The organism is Lysobacter sp., assembly GCA_013141175.1.
GTDB lineage: Bacteria > Pseudomonadota > Gammaproteobacteria > Xanthomonadales > Xanthomonadaceae > Lysobacter_I.
In genome coordinates, this window is record JABFRN010000001.1 from 1926956 (window position 1) to 1949495 (window position 22540).

Annotated in this window: 2 protein-coding genes; both read left to right on the forward strand. The window is 67.8% G+C overall.

The window, feature by feature from the left end; genetic code table 11:
• Positions 1–250 precede the first annotated feature (250 nt).
• Positions 251–18799 carry a DUF11 domain-containing protein gene (locus HOP03_08600; protein NOT88230.1) on the forward strand — a complete coding sequence of 6183 codons (18549 nt, stop codon included), beginning with the start codon at positions 251–253 and terminating at the stop codon, positions 18797–18799.
• A gap of 18 nt (positions 18800–18817) precedes the next feature.
• Complete coding sequence (locus tag HOP03_08605) at positions 18818–22516, forward strand: hypothetical protein (GenBank protein NOT88231.1); 3699 nt, start codon at positions 18818–18820, stop codon at positions 22514–22516.
• Positions 22517–22540: the final 24 nt, after the last annotated feature.

The window sequence follows — 22540 nt, forward strand, 5'->3', positions numbered from 1 at the left end:
AAAAATCGGCACCTTGGCGTGGAACTTGCTTGCTGCCTCCGGTGTTGTGGATTCCACCCGCCCTCGGACCAGGAGACTGGTCCGGCGACGGGTTTTGTCGCATCCGCAAGTGGTCTTTGATCGTAATTAGATAAATATTCAAAAAAACTCATCCGCGGCACCGGGGGGATTCGGGGCTGCGTCACCGGGATACGGGCAGCGGTCGCGTCGGGGCGGTCGGGTCCAAGGGGAAGTTTCAGTGCTAGCCAATTTGACTTGCATTGCCGATAAAACGCGTCGTTCGATCGTCGCGACTATCGTTTTCGGTATCGCGTTCGTCGCGAGTCCTGTCGCCTGGTCGCAGAACGCGGTCAACAGCGCCACGATCACGCCTCCGGCCACGGTCACCGACCCCAACAACGCGAACAACTCCGCGACCGACAGCGATGCGATCACCCGCACCGCCAATCTGAGCCTGACCAAGACCGCGAGCCCGAGCCCGGTCGTCGTGGGTCAACTCCTGACCTACACCCTCACACTCGGCAATGCCGGCCCGAGCGCCATTGCCGTCGCCGATACCCTCTCCATCCTCGAATCCCTGCCCGCCGGCCTGACCGGCTGCAGCTTCACGCCGTCCACGGGCACCTTCAACGTCGGCACCATCGCCTCCGGCGCGACCGGTACCGGCACGTGGACAGGCGTCGCCATTCCGTCGGGCGGCACCGCCACCCTGACCATCGCATGTACGGTGGGCGCGGCGGCTGCCGCCAGCATCACCAACACCGCCACCGTCATTCCGCCGACAGGCGTCAGCGACCCCGATTGTTCGGGCGCCCCGGTCACATGCGCCGGCGGCAACACAGGCAGCGTGACCACGCCTGTCAACCGTCCTGTGCTCACACTGACGAAGACGGCTTCGGCCGCATCGTTCACCGTGGGCGTGCCGGCGAGCTACACGCTGAGCGTGCAGAACACCGGCACCGCAGCGACGACGGCTGTCTCGACGATCACCGATACGATTCCTGCGGGTCTGACCATCGGCACCTTGCCGGCGGGCTGCACGGCCGCAGGTCAGACGGTGACCTGCACGATCGCGGCCGGTTTGGCAGTGAACGCGACCACCAGTTTTGTCATTCCGGTCACTCCGACCGCAGCGGCAGCTTCGCCTGCGGTGAACACCGCGACGGTGACCGGTGGCGGTGATCCGACCTGTCCGGCGGCAGCGCATTGCACCAGCACGACGACGACGCCCGTAAACCGTCCTGTGCTCACACTGACGAAGACGGCGAGCGCCGCATCGTTCACCGTGGGCGTCCCGGCGAGCTACACGCTGAGCGTGCAGAACACCGGCACCGCAGCGACGACGGCGGTCTCGACGATCACCGATACGATTCCTGCGGGGCTGACCATCGGCACGTTGCCGGCGGGCTGCACCGCAGCGGGTCAGACGGTGACCTGCACGATCGCGGCGGGCCTGGCGATCAATGCGACCACGAGCTTCGTGATCCCGGTGACTCCGACCGCAGCAGCGGCGAGCCCGGCGGTGAACACCGCGATGGTGACCGGTGGCGGCGATCCGACCTGCCCGGCGGCGGCGCATTGCACCAGCACCACGACGACGCCCGTGAACCGCCCGAACATCAATATCGCCAAGACGGCCGGCACGGCGACTGGGCCTTCGGTGGGCGGCATTTACAGCGTGACCTACACCGTCACCGTCACCAACAGCGGTGCTGCTGCGGGCACATATGGTGCGCTGACTGACTCGCCGGTCTTCCCGGCGGCCACCACACCAACCGGCATTGTCTGGACCACGAGCGGCGCAGGCGCGCCTCCGGCCGGTTCGCAGGCGGGCGGTGGTGCATACACGCTTGCACCTGCGGGCAACACGATCGGCGCCGGGGTGACACATACGTTCAACGTCACTGTCACTTACGTATTCACAAGCAGCGCCCCACCCACCGTCTGTGCGGCGACGCCCACGCCAGGAAGTGGTCTCTACAACGCGGTGTCGTTGCCGGCCGGCCAGGAAAATGGCGCCGTCACCGATAACGCCGTGTGCGTCAATTCGCCGCCGCAACCACCACTGCTGACATTGACGAAAACAGCGAGCGCTGCGAGCTTCGTCGTCGGCGTGCCGGCGAGCTACACGCTGAGCGTGCAGAACACCGGCGGAGTGGCGACGACGGCAGTCTCGACGATCACCGACACGATTCCTGCGGGTCTGACCATCGGCACGCTGCCGGCGGGTTGTACCGCAGCCGGTCAGACGGTGACCTGCACGATCGCGGCCGGTTTGGCCGTGAACGCGACCACGAGCTTCGTGATTCCGGTGACTCCGACCGCAGCAGCGGCGAGCCCGGCGGTGAACACCGCGACGGTGACCGGCGGCGGCGATCCGACCTGCCCGGCGGCAGCGCATTGCACCAGCACGACAACGACCCCGGTCAACGCACCGGTGTTGACGCTGACGAAGACGGCGAGCGCCGCATCGTTCACCGTTGGCGTGCCCGCGAGTTACACGCTGAGCGTGCAGAACACGGGCACCGCAGCGACGACGGCAGTCTCGACGATCACCGATACGATTCCGACCGGTCTGACCATCGGCACGTTGCCGGCGGGCTGCACGGCTGCGGGCCAGACGGTGACCTGCACGATTCCGGCCGGTCTGGCGGTAAGTGCGACCACCAGCTTCATCATTCCGATCACGCCGACGGCAGCGGCAGCTTCGCCTGCGGTGAACACCGCAACCGTCACTGGCGGTGGCGATCCGACCTGTCCGGCGGCGGCGCATTGCACCAGCACGACGACGACGCCGGTGAACGCACCGGTGTTGACGCTGACGAAGACGGCGAGCGCGGCGAGCTTCACGGTCGGCGTGCCTGCGAGCTACACGCTGTCGGTCCAGAACACCGGCACCGCAGCAACGACGGCGGTGAGCACGATTACCGACACGATTCCTGCGGGTCTGACCATCGGCACCTTGCCGGCGGGTTGCACGGCTGCAGGCCAGACGGTGACCTGCACGATCGCGGCCGGTTTGGCCGTGAACGCGACCACGAGCTTCGTGATTCCGGTGACTCCGACCGCAGCAGCGGCGAGCCCGGCGGTGAACACCGCGACGGTGACCGGCGGTGGCGATCCGACCTGCCCGGCGGCAGCGCACTGCACCAGCACGACGACGACGCCCGTAAACCGTCCTGTGCTCACACTGACGAAGACGGCTTCGGCCGCATCGTTCACGGTCGGCGTGCCGGCGAGCTACACGCTGTCGGTCCAGAACACGGGCACCGCAGCGACGACGGCAGTCTCGACGATCACCGACACGATTCCTGCGGGTCTGACCATCGGCACGCTGCCGGCGGGTTGTACCGCAGCCGGTCAGACGGTGACCTGCACGATCGCGGCGGGCCTGGCGATCAATGCGACCACGAGCTTCGTGATCCCGGTGACCCCGACCGCAGCGGCAGCTTCGCCTGCGGTGAACACCGCGACGGTGACCGGCGGCGGCGATCCGACCTGTCCGGCGGCGGCGCATTGCAACAGCACGACGACGACCCCGGTCAACGCACCGGTGTTGACGCTGACGAAGACGGCGAGCGCCGCATCGTTCACCGTTGGCGTGCCCGCGAGTTACACGCTGAGCGTGCAGAACACCGGTACTGCAGCGACGACGGCGGTGAGCACGATCACCGATACGATTCCGACCGGTCTGACCATCGGCACGCTGCCGGCGGGTTGTACCGCAGCCGGTCAGACGGTGACCTGCACGATTCCGGCCGGCTTGGCCGTGAGTGCCACTTCAAGCTTCATCATTCCGATCACCCCGACCGCAGCGGCGGCGTCGCCTGCGGTGAACACCGCCACGGTGACTGGCGGCGGCGATCCGACCTGCCCGGCGGCAGCGCATTGCACCAGCACGACAACGACGCCGGTCAACGCACCGGTGTTGACGCTGACGAAGACGGCGAGCGCCGCATCGTTCACCGTTGGCGTGCCCGCGAGTTACACGCTGAGCGTGCAGAACACCGGTACTGCAGCGACGACGGCGGTGAGCACGATCACCGATACGATTCCGACCGGTCTGACCATCGGCACGCTGCCGGCGGGTTGTACCGCAGCCGGTCAGACGGTGACCTGCACGATCGCGGCGGGCCTGGCTGTGAACGCGACCACGAGCTTCGTGATCCCGGTGACACCGACCGCAGCGGCAGCTTCGCCTGCGGTGAACACCGCCACGGTGACTGGCGGCGGCGATCCGACCTGCCCGGCGGCAGCGCATTGCACCAGCACGACAACGACCCCGGTCAACGCACCGGTATTGACGCTGACGAAGACGGCGAGCGCGGCATCGTTCACCGTTGGCGTGCCCGCGAGTTACACGCTGAGCGTGCAGAACACCGGTACTGCAGCGACGACGGCGGTGAGCACGATCACCGATACGATTCCGACCGGCCTGACCATCGGCACGCTGCCGGCGGGTTGTACCGCAGCGGGCCAGACCGTGACCTGCACGATTCCGGCCGGCTTGGCCGTGAGTGCCACTTCAAGCTTCATCATTCCGATCACCCCGACCGCAGCGGCAGCTTCGCCTGCGGTGAACACCGCGACGGTGACCGGCGGCGGCGATCCGACCTGTCCGGCGGCGGCGCATTGCACCAGCACGACGACGACGCCGGTCAACGCACCGGTGTTGACGCTGACGAAGACGGCGAGCGCGGCGAGCTTCACGGTCGGCGTGCCTGCGAGCTACACGCTGTCGGTCCAGAACACCGGCACCGCAGCGACGACGGCAGTCTCGACGATCACCGATACGATTCCGACCGGTCTGACCATCGGCACGCTGCCGGCGGGTTGTACCGCAGCCGGACAGACGGTGACCTGCACGATCGCGGCGGGCCTGGCTGTGAACGCGACCACGAGCTTCGTGATCCCGGTGACACCGACCGCAGCGGCAGCTTCGCCTGCGGTGAACACCGCCACGGTGACTGGCGGCGGCGATCCGACCTGCCCGGCGGCAGCGCATTGCACCAGCACGACAACGACCCCGGTCAACGCACCGGTATTGACGCTGACGAAGACGGCGAGCGCCGCATCGTTCACCGTTGGCGTGCCCGCGAGTTACACGCTGAGCGTGCAGAACACCGGTACTGCAGCGACGACGGCGGTGAGCACGATCACCGATACGATTCCGACCGGCCTGACCATCGGCACGCTGCCGGCGGGTTGTACCGCAGCCGGTCAGACGGTGACCTGCACGATTCCGGCCGGCTTGGCCGTGAGTGCCACTTCAAGCTTCATCATTCCGATCACCCCGACCGCAGCGGCGGCGTCGCCTGCGGTGAACACCGCCACGGTGACCGGCGGCGGCGATCCGACCTGTCCGGCGGCGGCACACTGCACCAGCACGACGACGACGCCGGTGAGTGCTCCGCAGCTGACGTTGACGAAGACGGCTTCGGCCGCATCGTTCACGGTCGGCGTGCCGGCGAGCTACACGCTGTCGGTCCAGAACACGGGCACTGCAGCGACGACGGCAGTCTCGACGATCACCGATACGATTCCGACCGGTCTGACCATCGGCACGTTGCCGGCGGGCTGCACGGCAGCGGGCCAGACAGTGACCTGCACGATCGCGGCGGGTTTGGCCGTGAACGCGACCACCAGTTTTGTCATCCCGGTCACTCCGACCGCAGCAGCCGCGAGCCCGGCGGTGAACACCGCGACGGTGACCGGCGGCGGCGATCCGACCTGTCCGGCGGCGGCGCATTGCACCAGCACGACGACGACGCCGGTCAACGCACCGGTGTTGACGCTGACGAAGACGGCGAGCGCGGCGAGCTTCACGGTCGGCGTGCCTGCGAGCTACACGCTGTCGGTCCAGAACACGGGCACTGCAGCGACGACGGCAGTCTCGACGATCACCGACACGATTCCTGCGGGTCTGACCATCGGCACGCTGCCGGCGGGTTGTACCGCAGCCGGTCAGACGGTGACCTGCACGATCGCGGCGGGCCTGGCGATCAATGCGACCACGAGCTTCGTGATCCCGGTGACTCCGACCGCAGCAGCGGCGAGCCCGGCGGTGAACACCGCGACGGTGACTGGCGGCGGCGATCCGACCTGTCCGGCGGCAGCGCATTGCACCAGCACGACAACGACGCCGGTCAACGCACCGGTGTTGACGCTGACGAAGACGGCGAGCGCCGCATCGTTCACCGTTGGCGTGCCTGCGAGCTACACGCTGTCGGTCCAGAACACGGGCACTGCAGCGACGACGGCAGTCTCGACGATCACCGACACGATTCCTGCGGGTCTGACCATCGGCACGCTGCCGGCGGGTTGTACCGCAGCCGGTCAGACGGTGACCTGCACGATCGCGGCGGGCCTGGCGATCAATGCGACCACGAGCTTCGTGATCCCGGTGACTCCGACCGCAGCAGCGGCGAGCCCGGCGGTGAACACCGCGACGGTGACTGGCGGCGGCGATCCGACCTGTCCGGCGGCAGCGCATTGCACCAGCACGACAACGACGCCGGTCAACGCACCGGTGTTGACGCTGACGAAGACGGCGAGCGCCGCATCGTTCACCGTTGGCGTGCCCGCGAGTTACACGCTGAGCGTGCAGAACACCGGTACTGCAGCGACGACGGCGGTGAGCACGATCACCGATACGATTCCGACCGGTCTGACCATCGGCACGTTGCCGGCGGGCTGCACCGCAGCGGGCCAGACCGTGACCTGCACGATTCCGGCCGGCCTGGCGGTGAGCGCGACCACGAGCTTCATCATTCCGATCACCCCGACCGCAGCGGCGGCGTCGCCTGCGGTGAACACCGCCACGGTGACTGGCGGCGGCGATCCGACCTGTCCGGCGGCGGCGCATTGCACCAGCACGACGACGACGCCGGTGAGTGCTCCGCAGCTGACGTTGACGAAGACGGCTTCGGCCGCTTCGTTCACGGTCGGTGTGCCCGCGAGCTACACGTTGAGCGTGCAGAACACGGGTAGCGCGGCGACGACAGCGGTCTCGACGATCACCGACACGATTCCGACAGGTCTGACCATCGGCACCTTGCCGGCGGGCTGCACCGCATCGGGCCAGACGGTGACCTGCACGATCGCGGCGGGCTTGGCTGTGAACGCGACCACCAGCTTCGTGATCCCGATCACCCCGACCGCAGCGGCTGCGTCGCCTGCGGTGAACACCGCGACAGTCAGCGGCGGCGGCGATCCGACCTGTCCGGCGGCGGCGCATTGCACCAGCACAGTCACGACGCCCATCACCAGCTTGGCGATCGATGCGGTCGACGACGACTACAGCGCAACGCCGGTGAACGGCGCGAGCGGTGGCAGCACGCCGAGCGTGCTGGTCAACGACACATTGAACGGCAACCCGGTGACGGTGGGCGCTGGCGGCAACGTGACGCTGACCCCCGGAGCGGCGCCTGCGCCGACGGCCGGCAGCATCACGATGAACGCGGACGGCACGATCACGGTGGCGGCGGGTACGACGGCGGGCGTGTACACGTATCCGTACACGATCTGCGAAGTGCTGAACCCGACGAACTGCGACACGGCGACGGCCACGATCGTCGTCAGTGCGGCGGTGATCGATGCGGTGGACGACACCGGCACGGTGGCGAACGGTGCGGTCGGCGGCGTGGGCATCCCGAACGTGCTGGTCAACGACACGTTGAACGGTGCTCCTGCGACGCTGGCGACGGTGACGATCACGCAGCTGGCGACGACCAATCCTGGCGTGACGCTGAACCCGGCGACGGGTGCGGTGAGCGTGGCGCCGGGTACGCCTGCGGGCACGTACGACGTGACGTATGAGATCTGCGAGACGCTGAACCCGACGAACTGCGACGTTGCGATTGCGACGGTGACGGTGGGCGCGGCGGTGATCGACGCAGTGGACGACACCGGCACGGTGCCGAATGGCGCGACCGGCGGAACGGCGGTGGCGAACGTGCTGGTCAACGACACGCTCAACGGTGTGCCTGCGACGCTGGCGACGGTGGTGATCACGCAGGTGAGCACGACCAACCCGAACGTGACCTTGAACCCGGCGACGGGTGCGGTGACGGTGGCGCCGGGTACGCCTGCGGGCACGTACACGCTGGTCTATCAGATCTGCGAACAGCTGAACCCGACGAACTGCGACACCGCGACGGTGACGGTGACGGTGGGCGCGGCGGTGATCGATGCGGTCGACGACGACTACAGCGCAACGCCGGTGAACGGCGCGAGCGGTGGCAGCACGCCGAGCGTGCTGGTCAACGACACCCTCAACGGCAATCCGGTGACGGTGGGCGCTGGCGGCAACGTGACGCTGACCCCCGGAGCGGCGCCTGCGCCGACGGCCGGCAGCATCACGATGAACGCGGACGGCACGATCACGGTGGCGGCGGGTACGACGGCGGGCGTGTACACGTATCCGTACACGATCTGCGAAGTGCTGAACCCGACGAACTGCGACACGGCGACGGCAACGATCGTCGTCAGTGCGGCGGTGATCGATGCAGTGGACGACACCGGCACGGTGGCGAACGGTGCGGTGGGCGGCGTGGGCATCCCGAACGTGCTGGTCAACGACACGCTCAACGGCGCTCCTGCGACGCTGGCGACGGTGACGATCACGCAGCTGGCGACGACCAATCCTGGCGTGACGCTGAACCCGGCGACGGGTGCGGTGAGCGTGGCGCCGGGTACGCCTGCGGGCACGTACGACGTGACGTATGAGATCTGCGAGACGCTGAACCCGACGAACTGCGACGTTGCGATCGCGACGGTGACGGTGGGCGCGGCGGTGATCGACGCGGTGGACGACACCGGCACGGTGGCGAACGGTGCGACCGGCGGAACGGCGGTGGCGAACGTGCTGGTCAACGACACGCTCAACGGCGTGCCTGCGACGCTGGCGACGGTGGTGATCACGCAGGTGAGCACGACCAACCCGAACGTGACCTTGAACCCGGCGACGGGTGCGGTGACGGTGGCGCCGGGTACGCCTGCGGGCACCTACACGCTGGTCTATCAGATCTGCGAACAGCTGAACCCGACGAACTGCGACACCGCGACGGTGACGGTGACGGTGGGCGCGGCGGTGATCGATGCGGTCGACGACGACTACAGCGCGACGCCGGTGAACGGCGCCAGCGTTGGCAGCACGCCGAGCGTGCTGGTCAACGACACCCTCAACGGCAATCCGGTGACGGTGGGCGCTGGCGGCAACGTGACGCTGACCCCCGGAGCGGCGCCTGCGCCGACGGCCGGCAGCATCACGATGAACGCGGACGGCACGATCACGGTGGCGGCGGGTACGACGGCGGGCGTGTACACGTATCCGTACACGATCTGCGAAGTGCTGAACCCGACGAACTGCGACACGGCGACGGCAACGATCGTCGTCAGTGCGGCGGTGATCGATGCAGTGGACGACACCGGCACGGTGGCGAACGGTGCGGTGGGCGGCGTGGGCATCCCGAACGTGCTGGTCAACGACACGCTCAACGGCGCTCCTGCGACGCTGGCGACGGTGACGATCACGCAGCTGGCGACGACCAATCCTGGCGTGACGCTGAACCCGGCGACGGGTGCGGTGAGCGTGGCGCCGGGTACGCCTGCGGGCACGTACGACGTGACGTATGAGATCTGCGAGACGCTGAACCCGACGAACTGCGACGTTGCGATCGCGACGGTGACGGTGGGCGCGGCGGTGATCGACGCGGTGGACGACACCGGCACGGTGGCGAACGGTGCGACCGGCGGAACGGCGGTGGCGAACGTGCTGGTCAACGACACGCTCAACGGCGTGCCTGCGACGCTGGCGACGGTGGTGATCACGCAGGTGAGCACGACCAACCCGAACGTGACCTTGAACCCGGCGACGGGTGCGGTGACGGTGGCGCCGGGTACGCCTGCGGGCACCTACACGCTGGTCTATCAGATCTGCGAACAGCTGAACCCGACGAACTGCGACACCGCGACGGTGACGGTGACGGTGGGCGCGGCGGTGATCGATGCGGTCGACGACGACTACAGCGCGACGCCGGTGAACGGCGCGAGCGGTGGCAGCACGCCGAGCGTGCTGGTCAACGACACCCTCAACGGCAATCCGGTGACGGTGGGCGCTGGCGGCAACGTGACGCTGACCCCCGGAGCGGCGCCTGCGCCGACGGCCGGCAGCATCACGATGAACGCGGACGGCACGATCACGGTGGCGGCGGGTACGACGGCGGGCGTGTACACGTATCCGTACACGATCTGCGAAGTGCTGAACCCGACGAACTGCGACACGGCGACGGCAACGATCGTCGTCAGTGCGGCGGTGATCGATGCGGTCGACGACACCGGCACGGTGGCGAACGGTGCGGTGGGCGGCGTGGGCATCCCGAACGTGCTGGTCAACGACACGCTCAACGGCGCTCCTGCGACGCTGGCGACGGTGACGATCACGCAGCTGGCGACGACCAATCCTGGCGTGACGCTGAACCCGGCGACGGGTGCGGTGAGCGTGGCGCCGGGTACGCCTGCGGGCACGTACGACGTGACGTATGAGATCTGCGAGACGCTGAACCCGACGAACTGCGACGTTGCGATCGCGACGGTGACGGTGGGCGCGGCGGTGATCGACGCGGTGGACGACACCGGCACGGTGGCGAACGGTGCGACCGGCGGAACGGCGGTGGCGAACGTGCTGGTCAACGACACGCTCAACGGCGTGCCTGCGACGCTGGCGACGGTGGTGATCACGCAGGTGAGCACGACCAACCCGAACGTGACCTTGAACCCGGCGACGGGTGCGGTGACGGTGGCGCCGGGTACGCCTGCGGGCACCTACACGCTGGTCTATCAGATCTGCGAACAGCTGAACCCGACGAACTGCGACACCGCGACGGTGACGGTGACGGTGGGCGCGGCGGTGATCGATGCGGTCGACGACGACTACAGCGCGACGCCGGTGAACGGCGCGAGCGGTGGCAGCACGCCGAGCGTGCTGGTCAACGACACCCTCAACGGCAATCCGGTGACGGTGGGCGCTGGCGGCAACGTGACGCTGACCCCCGGAGCGGCGCCTGCGCCGACGGCCGGCAGCATCACGATGAACGCGGACGGCACGATCACGGTGGCGGCGGGTACGACGGCGGGCGTGTACACGTATCCGTACACGATCTGCGAAGTGCTGAACCCGACGAACTGCGACACGGCGACGGCAACGATCGTCGTCAGTGCGGCGGTGATCGATGCGGTGGACGACACCGGCACGGTGGCGAACGGTGCGGTGGGCGGCGTGGGCATCCCGAACGTGCTGGTCAACGACACGCTCAACGGCGCTCCTGCGACGCTGGCGACGGTGACGATCACGCAGCTGGCGACGACCAATCCTGGCGTGACGCTGAACCCGGCGACGGGTGCGGTGAGCGTGGCGCCGGGTACGCCTGCGGGCACGTACGACGTGACGTATGAGATCTGCGAGACGCTGAACCCGACGAACTGCGACGTTGCGATCGCGACGGTGACGGTGGGCGCGGCGGTGATCGACGCGGTGGACGACACCGGCACGGTGGCGAACGGTGCGACCGGCGGAACGGCGGTGGCGAACGTGCTGGTCAACGACACGCTCAACGGCGTGCCTGCGACGCTGGCGACGGTGGTGATCACGCAGGTGAGCACGACCAACCCGAACGTGACCTTGAACCCGGCGACGGGTGCGGTGACGGTGGCGCCGGGTACGCCTGCGGGCACCTACACGCTGGTCTATCAGATCTGCGAACAGCTGAACCCGACGAACTGCGACACCGCGACGGTGACGGTGACGGTGGGCGCGGCGGTGATCGATGCGGTCGACGACGACTACAGCGCGACGCCGGTGAACGGCGCGAGCGGTGGCAGCACGCCGAGCGTGCTGGTCAACGACACCCTCAACGGCAATCCGGTGACGGTGGGCGCTGGCGGCAACGTGACGCTGACCCCCGGAGCGGCGCCTGCGCCGACGGCCGGCAGCATCACGATGAACGCGGACGGCACGATCACGGTGGCGGCGGGTACGACGGCGGGCGTGTACACGTATCCGTACACGATCTGCGAAGTGCTGAACCCGACGAACTGCGACACGGCGACGGCAACGATCGTCGTCAGTGCGGCGGTGATCGATGCGGTCGACGACACCGGCACGGTGGCGAACGGTGCGGTGGGCGGCGTGGGCATCCCGAACGTGCTGGTCAACGACACGCTCAACGGCGCTCCTGCGACGCTGGCGACGGTGACGATCACGCAGCTGGCGACGACCAATCCTGGCGTGACGCTGAACCCGGCGACGGGTGCGGTGAGCGTGGCGCCGGGTACGCCTGCGGGCACGTACGACGTGACGTATGAGATCTGCGAGACGCTGAACCCGACGAACTGCGACGTTGCGATCGCGACGGTGACGGTGGGCGCGGCGGTGATCGACGCGGTGGACGACACCGGCACGGTGGCGAACGGTGCGACCGGCGGAACGGCGGTGGCGAACGTGCTGGTCAACGACACGCTCAACGGCGTGCCTGCGACGCTGGCGACGGTGGTGATCACGCAGGTGAGCACGACCAACCCGAACGTGACCTTGAACCCGGCGACGGGTGCGGTGACGGTGGCGCCGGGTACGCCTGCGGGCACCTACACGCTGGTCTATCAGATCTGCGAACAGCTGAACCCGACGAACTGCGACACCGCGACGGTGACGGTGACAGTGGGCGCGGCGGTGATCGATGCGGTCGACGACGACTACAGCGCGACGCCGGTGAACGGCGCGAGCGGTGGCAGCACGCCGAGCGTGCTGGTCAACGACACCCTCAACGGCAATCCGGTGACGGTGGGCGCTGGCGGCAACGTGACGCTGACCCCCGGAGCGGCGCCTGCGCCGACGGCCGGCAGCATCACGATGAACGCGGACGGCACGATCACGGTGGCGGCGGGTACGACGGCGGGCGTGTACACGTATCCGTACACGATCTGCGAAGTGCTGAACCCGACGAACTGCGACACGGCGACGGCAACGATCGTCGTCAGTGCGGCGGTGATCGATGCAGTGGACGACACCGGCACGGTGGCGAACGGTGCGGTGGGCGGCGTGGGCATCCCGAACGTGCTGGTCAACGACACGCTCAACGGCGCTCCTGCGACGCTGGCGACGGTGACGATCACGCAGCTGGCGACGACCAATCCTGGCGTGACGCTGAACCCGGCGACGGGTGCGGTGAGCGTGGCGCCGGGTACGCCTGCGGGCACGTACGACGTGACGTATGAGATCTGCGAGACGCTGAACCCGACGAACTGCGACGTTGCGATCGCGACGGTGACGGTGGGCGCGGCGGTGATCGACGCGGTGGACGACACCGGCACGGTGGCGAACGGTGCGACCGGCGGAACGGCGGTGGCGAACGTGCTGGTCAACGACACGCTCAACGGCGTGCCTGCGACGCTGGCGACGGTGGTGATCACGCAGGTGAGCACGACCAACCCGAACGTGACCTTGAACCCGGCGACGGGTGCGGTGACGGTGGCGCCGGGTACGCCTGCGGGCACCTACACGCTGGTCTATCAGATCTGCGAACAGCTGAACCCGACGAACTGCGACACCGCGACGGTGACGGTGACGGTGGGCGCGGCGGTGATCGATGCGGTCGACGACGACTACAGCGCGACGCCGGTGAACGGCGCGAGCGGTGGATCGACGCCGAGCGTGCTGGTCAACGACACCCTCAACGGCAATCCGGTGACGGTGGGCGCTGGCGGCAACGTGACGCTGACCCCCGGAGCGGCGCCTGCGCCGACGGCCGGCAGCATCACGATGAACGCGGACGGCACGATCACGGTGGCGGCGGGTACGACGGCGGGCGTGTACACGTATCCGTACACGATCTGCGAAGTGTTGAACCCGACGAACTGCGACACGGCGACCGCGACAGTGGTGGTCAGCGCCGCAGTGATCGACGCGGTGGACGACAACCTCGGTCCGGTGGTCGGCGCGAGCGGCGGCAACACGCCGAGCGTGCTGGTCAACGACACGTTGAACGGTGGTGCGGTGACGGTGGGCGCGGGTGGCAACAGCACCCTGACTCCGGGCGCGGCGCCGACGCCGGCAGCGGGTTCGATCACGATGAACCCGGACGGCACGATCACGATCGCGCCGGGCACGACCGCAGGCACGTACACGTATCCGTACACGATCTGCGAAGTGCTGAACCCGACGAACTGCGACACGGCGACGGCCACGATCGTCGTCAGTGCGGCGGTGATCGACGCGGTCGACGACAGCGGCACGGTGGCCAACGGCGCGAACGGCGGCGTGGCGGTGCCGAACGTCCTGGTCAACGACACGCTCAATGGCGTGCCGGTGACCCTGGCGACGGTGACGCTGACGCAGGTCTCGACAACCAATCCGAACGTGACGCTGAACCCGGCGACGGGTGCGGTGACGGTGGCCCCGGGCACTCCGGCGGGCACCTACACGCTGGTGTACCGGATCTGCGAAATCCTGAACCCGAACAACTGCGACACCGCGACCGTGACGGTCACGGTGGGTGCGGCGGTGATCGACGCGGTGGACGACAACCTCGGTCCGGTGGTCGGTGCGAGCGGCGGCAATACGCCGAGCGTGCTGGTCAACGACACGTTGAACGGTGGTGCGGTGACGGTGGGCGCGGGTGGCAACAGCACCCTGACTCCGGGCGCAGCGCCGACACCGGCAGCGGGTTCGATCACGATGAACCCGGACGGCACGATCACGATCGCGCCGGGCACGACCGCAGGCACGTACACGTATCCGTACACGATCTGCGAAGTGCTGAACCCGACGAACTGCGACACGGCGACGGCCACGATCGTCGTCAGCGCGGCGGTGATCGACGCGGTCGACGACAGCGGCACGGTGGCCAACGGCGCGAACGGCGGCGTGGCGGTGCCGAACGTCCTGGTCAACGACACGCTCAATGGCGTGCCGGTGACCCTGGCGACGGTGACGCTGACGCAGGTCTCGACAACCAATCCGAACGTGACGCTGAACCCGGCGACGGGTGCTGTGACGGTGGCCCCGGGCACTCCGGCGGGCACCTACACGCTGGTGTACCGGATCTGCGAAATCCTGAACCCGAACAACTGCGACACCGCGACCGTGACGGTCACGGTGGGTGCGGCGGTGATCGACGCGGTGGACGACAACCTCGGTCCGGTGGTCGGTGCGAGCGGCGGCAATACGCCGAGCGTGCTGGTCAACGACACGTTGAACGGTGGTGCGGTGACGGTGGGCGCGGGTGGCAACAGCACCCTGACTCCGGGCGCAGCGCCGACACCGGCAGCGGGTTCGATCACGATGAACCCGGACGGCACGATCACGATCGCGCCGGGCACGACCGCAGGCACGTACACGTATCCGTACACGATCTGCGAAGTGCTGAACCCGACGAACTGCGACACGGCGACGGCCACGATCGTCGTCAGCGCGGCGGTGATCGACGCGGTCGACGACAGCGGCACGGTGGCCAACGGCGCGAACGGCGGCGTGGCGGTGCCGAACGTCCTGGTCAACGACACGCTCAATGGCGTGCCGGTGACCCTGGCGACGGTGACGCTGACGCAGGTCTCGACAACCAATCCGAACGTGACGCTGAACCCGGCGACGGGTGCTGTGACGGTGGCCCCGGGCACTCCGGCGGGCACCTACACGCTGGTGTACCGGATCTGCGAAATCCTGAACCCGAACAACTGCGACACCGCGACCGTGACGGTCACGGTGGGTGCGGCGCCGATCGATGCGATCGACGACAGCTTCGGTCCGGCCAACGGTGCGACGGGCAACCCGAATGCCGGCAATGCGTACACCAACGACACCCTCAACGGTGTTCCGGTGAACGTGGCCGACATCACCGGCTCGGTGACGACGCCGGCGACGCCGATCAACGGCGGCCCGGTGCCGGTGCTCGATCCGCAGACCGGCAACGTGAGCGTGCCGGCCGGAACGCCGGCGGGCACCTACACGATCGTCTACAGGATCTGCGAGAACCTGAACCCGACCAACTGCGATTCGGCAACGATCACGGTGACGGTGGACGCCGCGCCGATCGATGCGGTGGACGACGCCTTCCCGCCGGTCAACGGCGTGGGCGGCGGCTCGACCGCTTCGGTGCTGGTCAACGACACGCTCAACGGCGTGGCGGTGAACCCGGCCGATGTGACCCTGACGCCCGGCACCGCGCCGACGCCGGGCAGCGGCAGCATCGTGATGAATCCGGACGGCACCATCACGGTGGGACCGAATACGGAAGCGGGCACGTATCAGTATCCGTACACGATCTGCGAAGTGCTGAACCCGACCAACTGCGACACCGCGATCGCGACCGTGGTCGTGTCCGCGCAGCCGGGCCTGACGATCGACAAGATCGCCGGCACCCCGACCGCGAACTCGGCCGGCGGCACGATCCCGTACAGCTTCGTGGTGACCAATACCGGCAACGTGACGGTGACGGGCCTGACGATCAACGACGCGCAGCTCAGCGCGGCGGCGGTCTGCCCGACCACCACGCTGGCGCCGGGCGCGACCACCACGTGCACGGGTTCGCACACCATCACCCAGGCGGACGTGGATGCGGGCACGGTGGTCAACACCGCGACCGCGACCGGTACGCTGCCGCGCGGCGGCACCACGGTGTCTCCGCCGGACAGCACCACCACGACGATCGTGCAGACCCCGGCGATCACCGCAGTGAAGACGGCCACGCTGACCACCGACGGCGGTCTGCCGGGTCTTGCCGATCCGGGCGATGTCATCACCTACAACGTCACCGTCCGCAACAGCGGCAACGTGACGCTGAGCAGTCTGGTGGTGAACGACAGCTTCGAAGGCGGCGCCTCGACCACGCTGAACTGCGCGCCGACCACGCTGGCCCCGGGCGCCACCGCCACCTGTGCGAGCTACACGCACACGGTGACCGTGGCCGAAGCGGCGGCGGGCGGCACGCTCGAGAACGTGGTCACGGCCACGGCGACCTCGTCGACCTCGACCCAGACGGTGACCTCGACCAGTACGGCCGTGGTCAACGTCAACGGCGAGCCGGCGGCGATCCGCATCATCAAGACCGCCAATCCGCGCGACGTGAAGGTCGGCGATCTGGTCCGCTACACGCTGACGATGCAGAACACCAGCATCACGCCGATGGTCGATGGCACGCTGATCGACACCCCGCCTGCGGGCTTCACCTACGTCGAAGGTTCGCTGGCGGTGGTCGATGCCGACAACGCCGGTCGTCTGGTCGGGACCTACCCGATCCGGGTCGACCAGCTCGACATCGCGGGCGAAGGCAGCGCCACCATCACCTACCTGCTGCGCGTCGGCGCGGGTGTCCGTCCGGGCGTCCACACCAACAGCGCGTATGTCGAGGACAACGGTGAGGTGGTGTCCAACGTCGCCACCGCGAACGTGCAGATGACGTCCGATCCGCTGATGGACGAGTCGCTGATCGTCGGTACGGTCTTCAGCGACCGCGACGGCGACCGTTGGCAGGATACGGCCGGCCTCAGCGGCGTCCGCGTCCAGGGCGGCTTCGCGCCGGAGGCCTACGTGCCGAATTCGACCACGGTCGATCGCGGCGCCGGCCCGACGCCGGAGCCCGATGCCAGCTCGCCGATGCTCCACGGCATCGACGTGGGCGACATCACCGCGCGCCAGTCCGAGGCCGATCCCATCGCCAAGCACACGGTGGTCATCCGCCAGACGCTGCGCGAGCTGCGCTTCACCGACGACTTCGCGCTGACCACCGCGCAGGGCGTCACGGTGCGCATGAGCGCCGACGGCAAGACCTCGGTCGACAAGGCCGGCGATGCGGCCAAGGGCCTCAACGCCGCCGAGCCGACGGTGGAACGCCGCGTCAGCCAGGTGGCCGACGGCTATGTCGTCGACTACGTGATCGCCAACGCCGGCATCGATGAGCGCGGCATCCCGGGCGTGCGTATCGCCTCGGTGGAAGGTCTGCTGATGGAAACCGACCAGTACGGTCGTTATCACCTGACGGGTGTGGACGGCGGTCGCGAACGCGGTCGCAACTTCATCCTCAAGGTCGATCCGGCCACGCTGCCGCCGGGCAGCACGCTGACCACCGACAATCCGCTGGTGAAGCGCGTGACCCCGGGCGTCCCGACCCGCTTCGACTTCGGCGTGAAGATGCCGGTGGCGATGCTGGAAGGCGGCGCGCAGACGGTCGAGATGGAGCTGGGCGAAATCGTCTTCCACGCCGAAAGCGCCAAGCTCCGCGAGGAATACCTGCCGGTGATCGAAAAGATCGCCGAGCAGGTGCGCAGCCACGGCAACGGTGAAGTGGTGCTGGCCGCCAATGGCGAAACCCAGTCGCTCGCCTACGATCGCGCCAAGGCGGTGCAGACAGCGCTGCTGGGCATGTTGAGCAAGGACGAGGCGCAGGCGGTGAAGATCAGCCTGCGCAGCGACCTGGCCGATCCCGACAGCACGCTGGTGTCGCTGGGCGAGTCGCCGGTGCTGGGCATGGTGCTGTTCGATACCGACCAGTCGGCGATCAAGCCCGAGTTCGAGCCGGTCATCGCCAAGGTTGCGGCGGATATCGAGCGATTGCGAGGTGGCGTGGTCGGCATCATCGGCCATGCCGACAAGCGCGGCTCGGCGGAATACAACGTCGCGCTGGGCATGCGTCGTGCGAAAGCGGTGTACGAGGCGATCGCTGCGAAGCTCAGCCCCGAGGTGCGCAGCAAGCTGCGCGTGGATTTCAGCGACAACCCGACCGCCCCTGTCGGCATTCGTGGTCAATAAGGGGCGATGACGATGAAGATGAAACTCCTCGACTACACCTTGATCAGCCTGCTGGCCGGTATGGCGCAGATGGCGTCGGCCCAGTCCGCCTCTTCGCAAAACGCCGAGGCTGCGAAGGACCCGTCGCCCAATGCAGCGGCGCAGGTCGACTGCAGCGGTAACGACTGCACCTCGCAGGACGGCCTGCTGCTGCGGGTCCGTACCCGCGGCGAGCATCAGCCGGAAACGCGCAACACCACCGACATCGACAGTTCGCCGACCCTGCAGCCGGACCGCCGGGTCACGATCGAAACCGAGCAGCCCGGCAAGGTGCAGGCGATCGGCAAATGGTCGACAGACGTGCCGGGCGGCGGCGTGATCTGGGCCACCGAAGATCCCAATCTCGGCCAGCCGCAGTTCAACGTGTCCGCGCCGTCGCTGGTCGCCTTCGACGGCGGCCGGATCACCAAGCCGGTGCGCTTCTACGCCTTCAGCAACTACTCGGCCTTCATCCAGCGCGCCGAAGTGCTGGTCTACCGCGCCAGCGACACCGATCTGGTGACGCCGCTGGCCAAGGTCGATCTGCCGCTGGGCGCGGTGAGCGACGCCTCATGGGACGGCACGCTGCCGGCGGGCTTCGAAGCCCGCGCCGGCGACGAACTGCTGTACCTCGTGCGCGCCTACGGTGCCGACGGCAACTTCGACGAAACCTATCCGCGCCGCCTGCAGCTGGTCACGCCCGAGGAAGTCGAGCGCGGCAACCAGACCCTGCGCCAGTCGGTGGAACGTCGCAGCGGCCTCGCGCTGAGCACCGAGGAAGCCGAACAGCGCAGCCTGGTCGAAGGCATCTTCGGCGAGAACTCGCTGCGTCAGCAGAACATCCCGATCTACGGCTCGCGCATCCGCATCCAGGGCCGCGACCTGCCCGAAGGCTACAGCGTCCGCATCAACGGCCAGAGCCATCCGATCGATCTGCAGCGCAAGCTGGTCGCGGAATACCTGGTCCCGGTCGGTCGCCACGGTTTCGCCCTCGAGCTGCGCGGCCCGAACCAGGAAACGCTGTCGCGCAATCTCGATATCGACGTCAGCGGCAAATACATGTTCGCGGTGGCCATCGCCGACCTCACCGTGTCCGGCAGCAGTGCCTCCGGTTCGATCGAGCCGCTGGCCGGCGACGACCGCTACGACGACAGTTTCCTGATCGAAGGTCGCCTCGCGTTCTATCTGAAGGGCAAGGTCAAGGGCAAATACCTGATCACCGCCCAGGCCGATACCGAAGAGCGCGAAGTCTCCGATCTGTTCGACGGTTTCTGGAACGCCGATCCGCAGGACGTGTTCCGCCGCCTCGATCCGGATGCCTACTATCCGGTCTACGGCGACGACTCCACGACCTATCGCGACGTCGACACCCAGGGTCGCCTGTACGTCCGCGTCGACTGGGACAAGAGCCAGGCGGTGTGGGGCAACTTCAACACCGGCATCACCGGCAACGAATACGGCCAGTACTCGCGATCGCTCTACGGCGGCGCGCTGTCGTGGCGTTCGCGCCAGGCGACCGCGCTCGGCGAGCCGGGCAGCGAGCTGAAGGTGTTCGGTTCCGAAGCGCAGACCGCGCCCGGCCACAGCGAATTCCTCGGCACCGGCGGCAGCCTGTACTACCTCAAGCACACCGACGTGATGCCCGGTTCGGATCGCATCGTGCTGGAAGTGCGCGACGAAACCACCGGCCGCGTCGAGCGCCGGATCGACCTGGCGCGCGGCGCCGATTACGAGATCGACGAGTTCCAGGGCCGCGTGCTGCTGACCCGTCCGCTCTCGCAGATCACCCGCGAGAACATCCCCACGCTGACCCGCGACACCCCGCTCGACGGCTTCGCGCAGATCCTGCTGATCGATTACGAATACATCCCCAGCGGGTTCGACGCCGATGCCTTCACCGCCGGCTTCCGCGGCAAGCACTGGTTCGGCGACCACGTCGCGGTGGGCGGCACGTGGGTCGACGAAAACCGCGCGGGCGACGATTACAGGCTTCAGGGACTCGATCTGACCCTGCAGGCCGGTCGCGGCACGTATCTGAAGGTCGAACAGAGCCACACGCGTGCGACCAGCGCGCCGATCTTCTTCTCCGACAACGGCGGTCTGAGCTTCACCGAGACCAATGCCGCGCTCGGCGTGCGTGAAGGCGATGCGCGTTCGGTCGAAGCCCGCGCCAACTTCAAGGAACTCGGCTGGACCGGACTGGACTGGTCGGCCGGCGCCTGGTGGCGCAACGTCGACGCCGGCTACTCGGTCGGACGTTTCGATACCGGTGCGGACATCCGGGAACACGGCGCCGAAGTGCTGGGACAGTTCGCGCCCAACGTCAACGTGCACGGCCGTTACACCCGCGCCGAACGCGGCGCCGAAGCGCTCACCCAGACCCAGGTGACCGGCGAGTGGCGGATCAACGACCACGACAGCGTCGCGGCGGAACTGCGTCGGGTCGATGAAGAGCGGGTGTCCGGCGATGTCGTCGGCACGCTCGCCGCGCTGCAGTACAAGCACCGCTTCGGCAGCAGTCTCGATGTCTACGGCACCGCGCAATTCACCGTCGACGACGACAACGGCCAATACGTCAGCAACGACGCGCTGACCCTCGGCGGCAAGTACCTGTTCGGCGATCTGTCCAGCATCGGTGCGGAAGTCACCAGCGGCGATCGCGGCGATGCCGCGCAGATCAACGGCGAATACCGGATCAGCCCCGAGCACACCCTGTACGGCGGCTACACCTATTCGACCGACCGCAGCGACTACGACCCGCTGTTCAACGACCGCCAGAATTCCGGCTGGACGCTGGGCCAGCGCTGGCGCCTGTCGGACCAGGTGAACCTGTTCAACGAAAGCCAGTTCCTCAAGGCGCCGAACGAATCCGGCCTGGCCCACACCTTCGGCATGGATTTCTATCCGGGCGTGGGTTGGACCCTCGGCTTCACGCTGCAGCAGGCGAACCTCGACAAGGCCATCGGCAACGTCGACCGCGAAGCGGTGAGCGTCAGCGCCGGCCGCACCTCCAACGACACCCAGTGGCAGAGCAAACTGGAATGGCGTCAGGACACCGGCGCGGAACAGCGCGACCAGTGGGTGACCACCAACCAGTTCACGCACAAGATCAACGAGAGCTTCCGGGTCGCGGCGCGCTTCAACTACTCGAAGACCACCGACGATCTGCTGACCGAAGCCGGTGCGAAATTCATCGAAGGCAACTTCGGTTTCGCATGGCGTCCGTTCGATTCGGGCAAGTGGGCGCTGCTGGGCAAGTACACGTACCTGTACGACGTCTCTTCACTGCCGCAGATCGGCGACAACGTCGCGTTCTACGACCAGCGCAGCCAGGTGCTTTCGCTGGAAGGCATCTATTCGCCGAACACGCGTTGGGAATTCGCCGGCAAGCTGCTGCGGCGCGAGGGCGAAGTGCGCTTCGGCCGTCTCGCCGGGCAATGGGCGGATTCCGGCGCGACGTTCGCGGCGGGCCAGGCCCGTTACGCATTCGCCGACAAGTGGCACGCGCTGGGCGAATACCGCTGGCTGGGCGTGAAGGACGGCGGCGACCGCCAGGGCGTGCTGCTCGGCGTCGATCGCGATCTGGGCAAGAACCTGCGCGTCGGTACCGGCTACAACTTCACCGAGTTCAGCGACGACCTGACCGACTTCGATTACGACCACAAGGGGTGGTTCATCAATCTGGTCGGTTGGTACTGATCGCGATGGGCCGGGGTTCGCCGC

Coding starts and splice junctions, on each gene's coding strand:
- HOP03_08605 (NOT88231.1), top strand. CDS start 18,818: ATGAAACTCCTCGACTACACCTTGATCAGCCTGCTGGCCGGTATGGCG.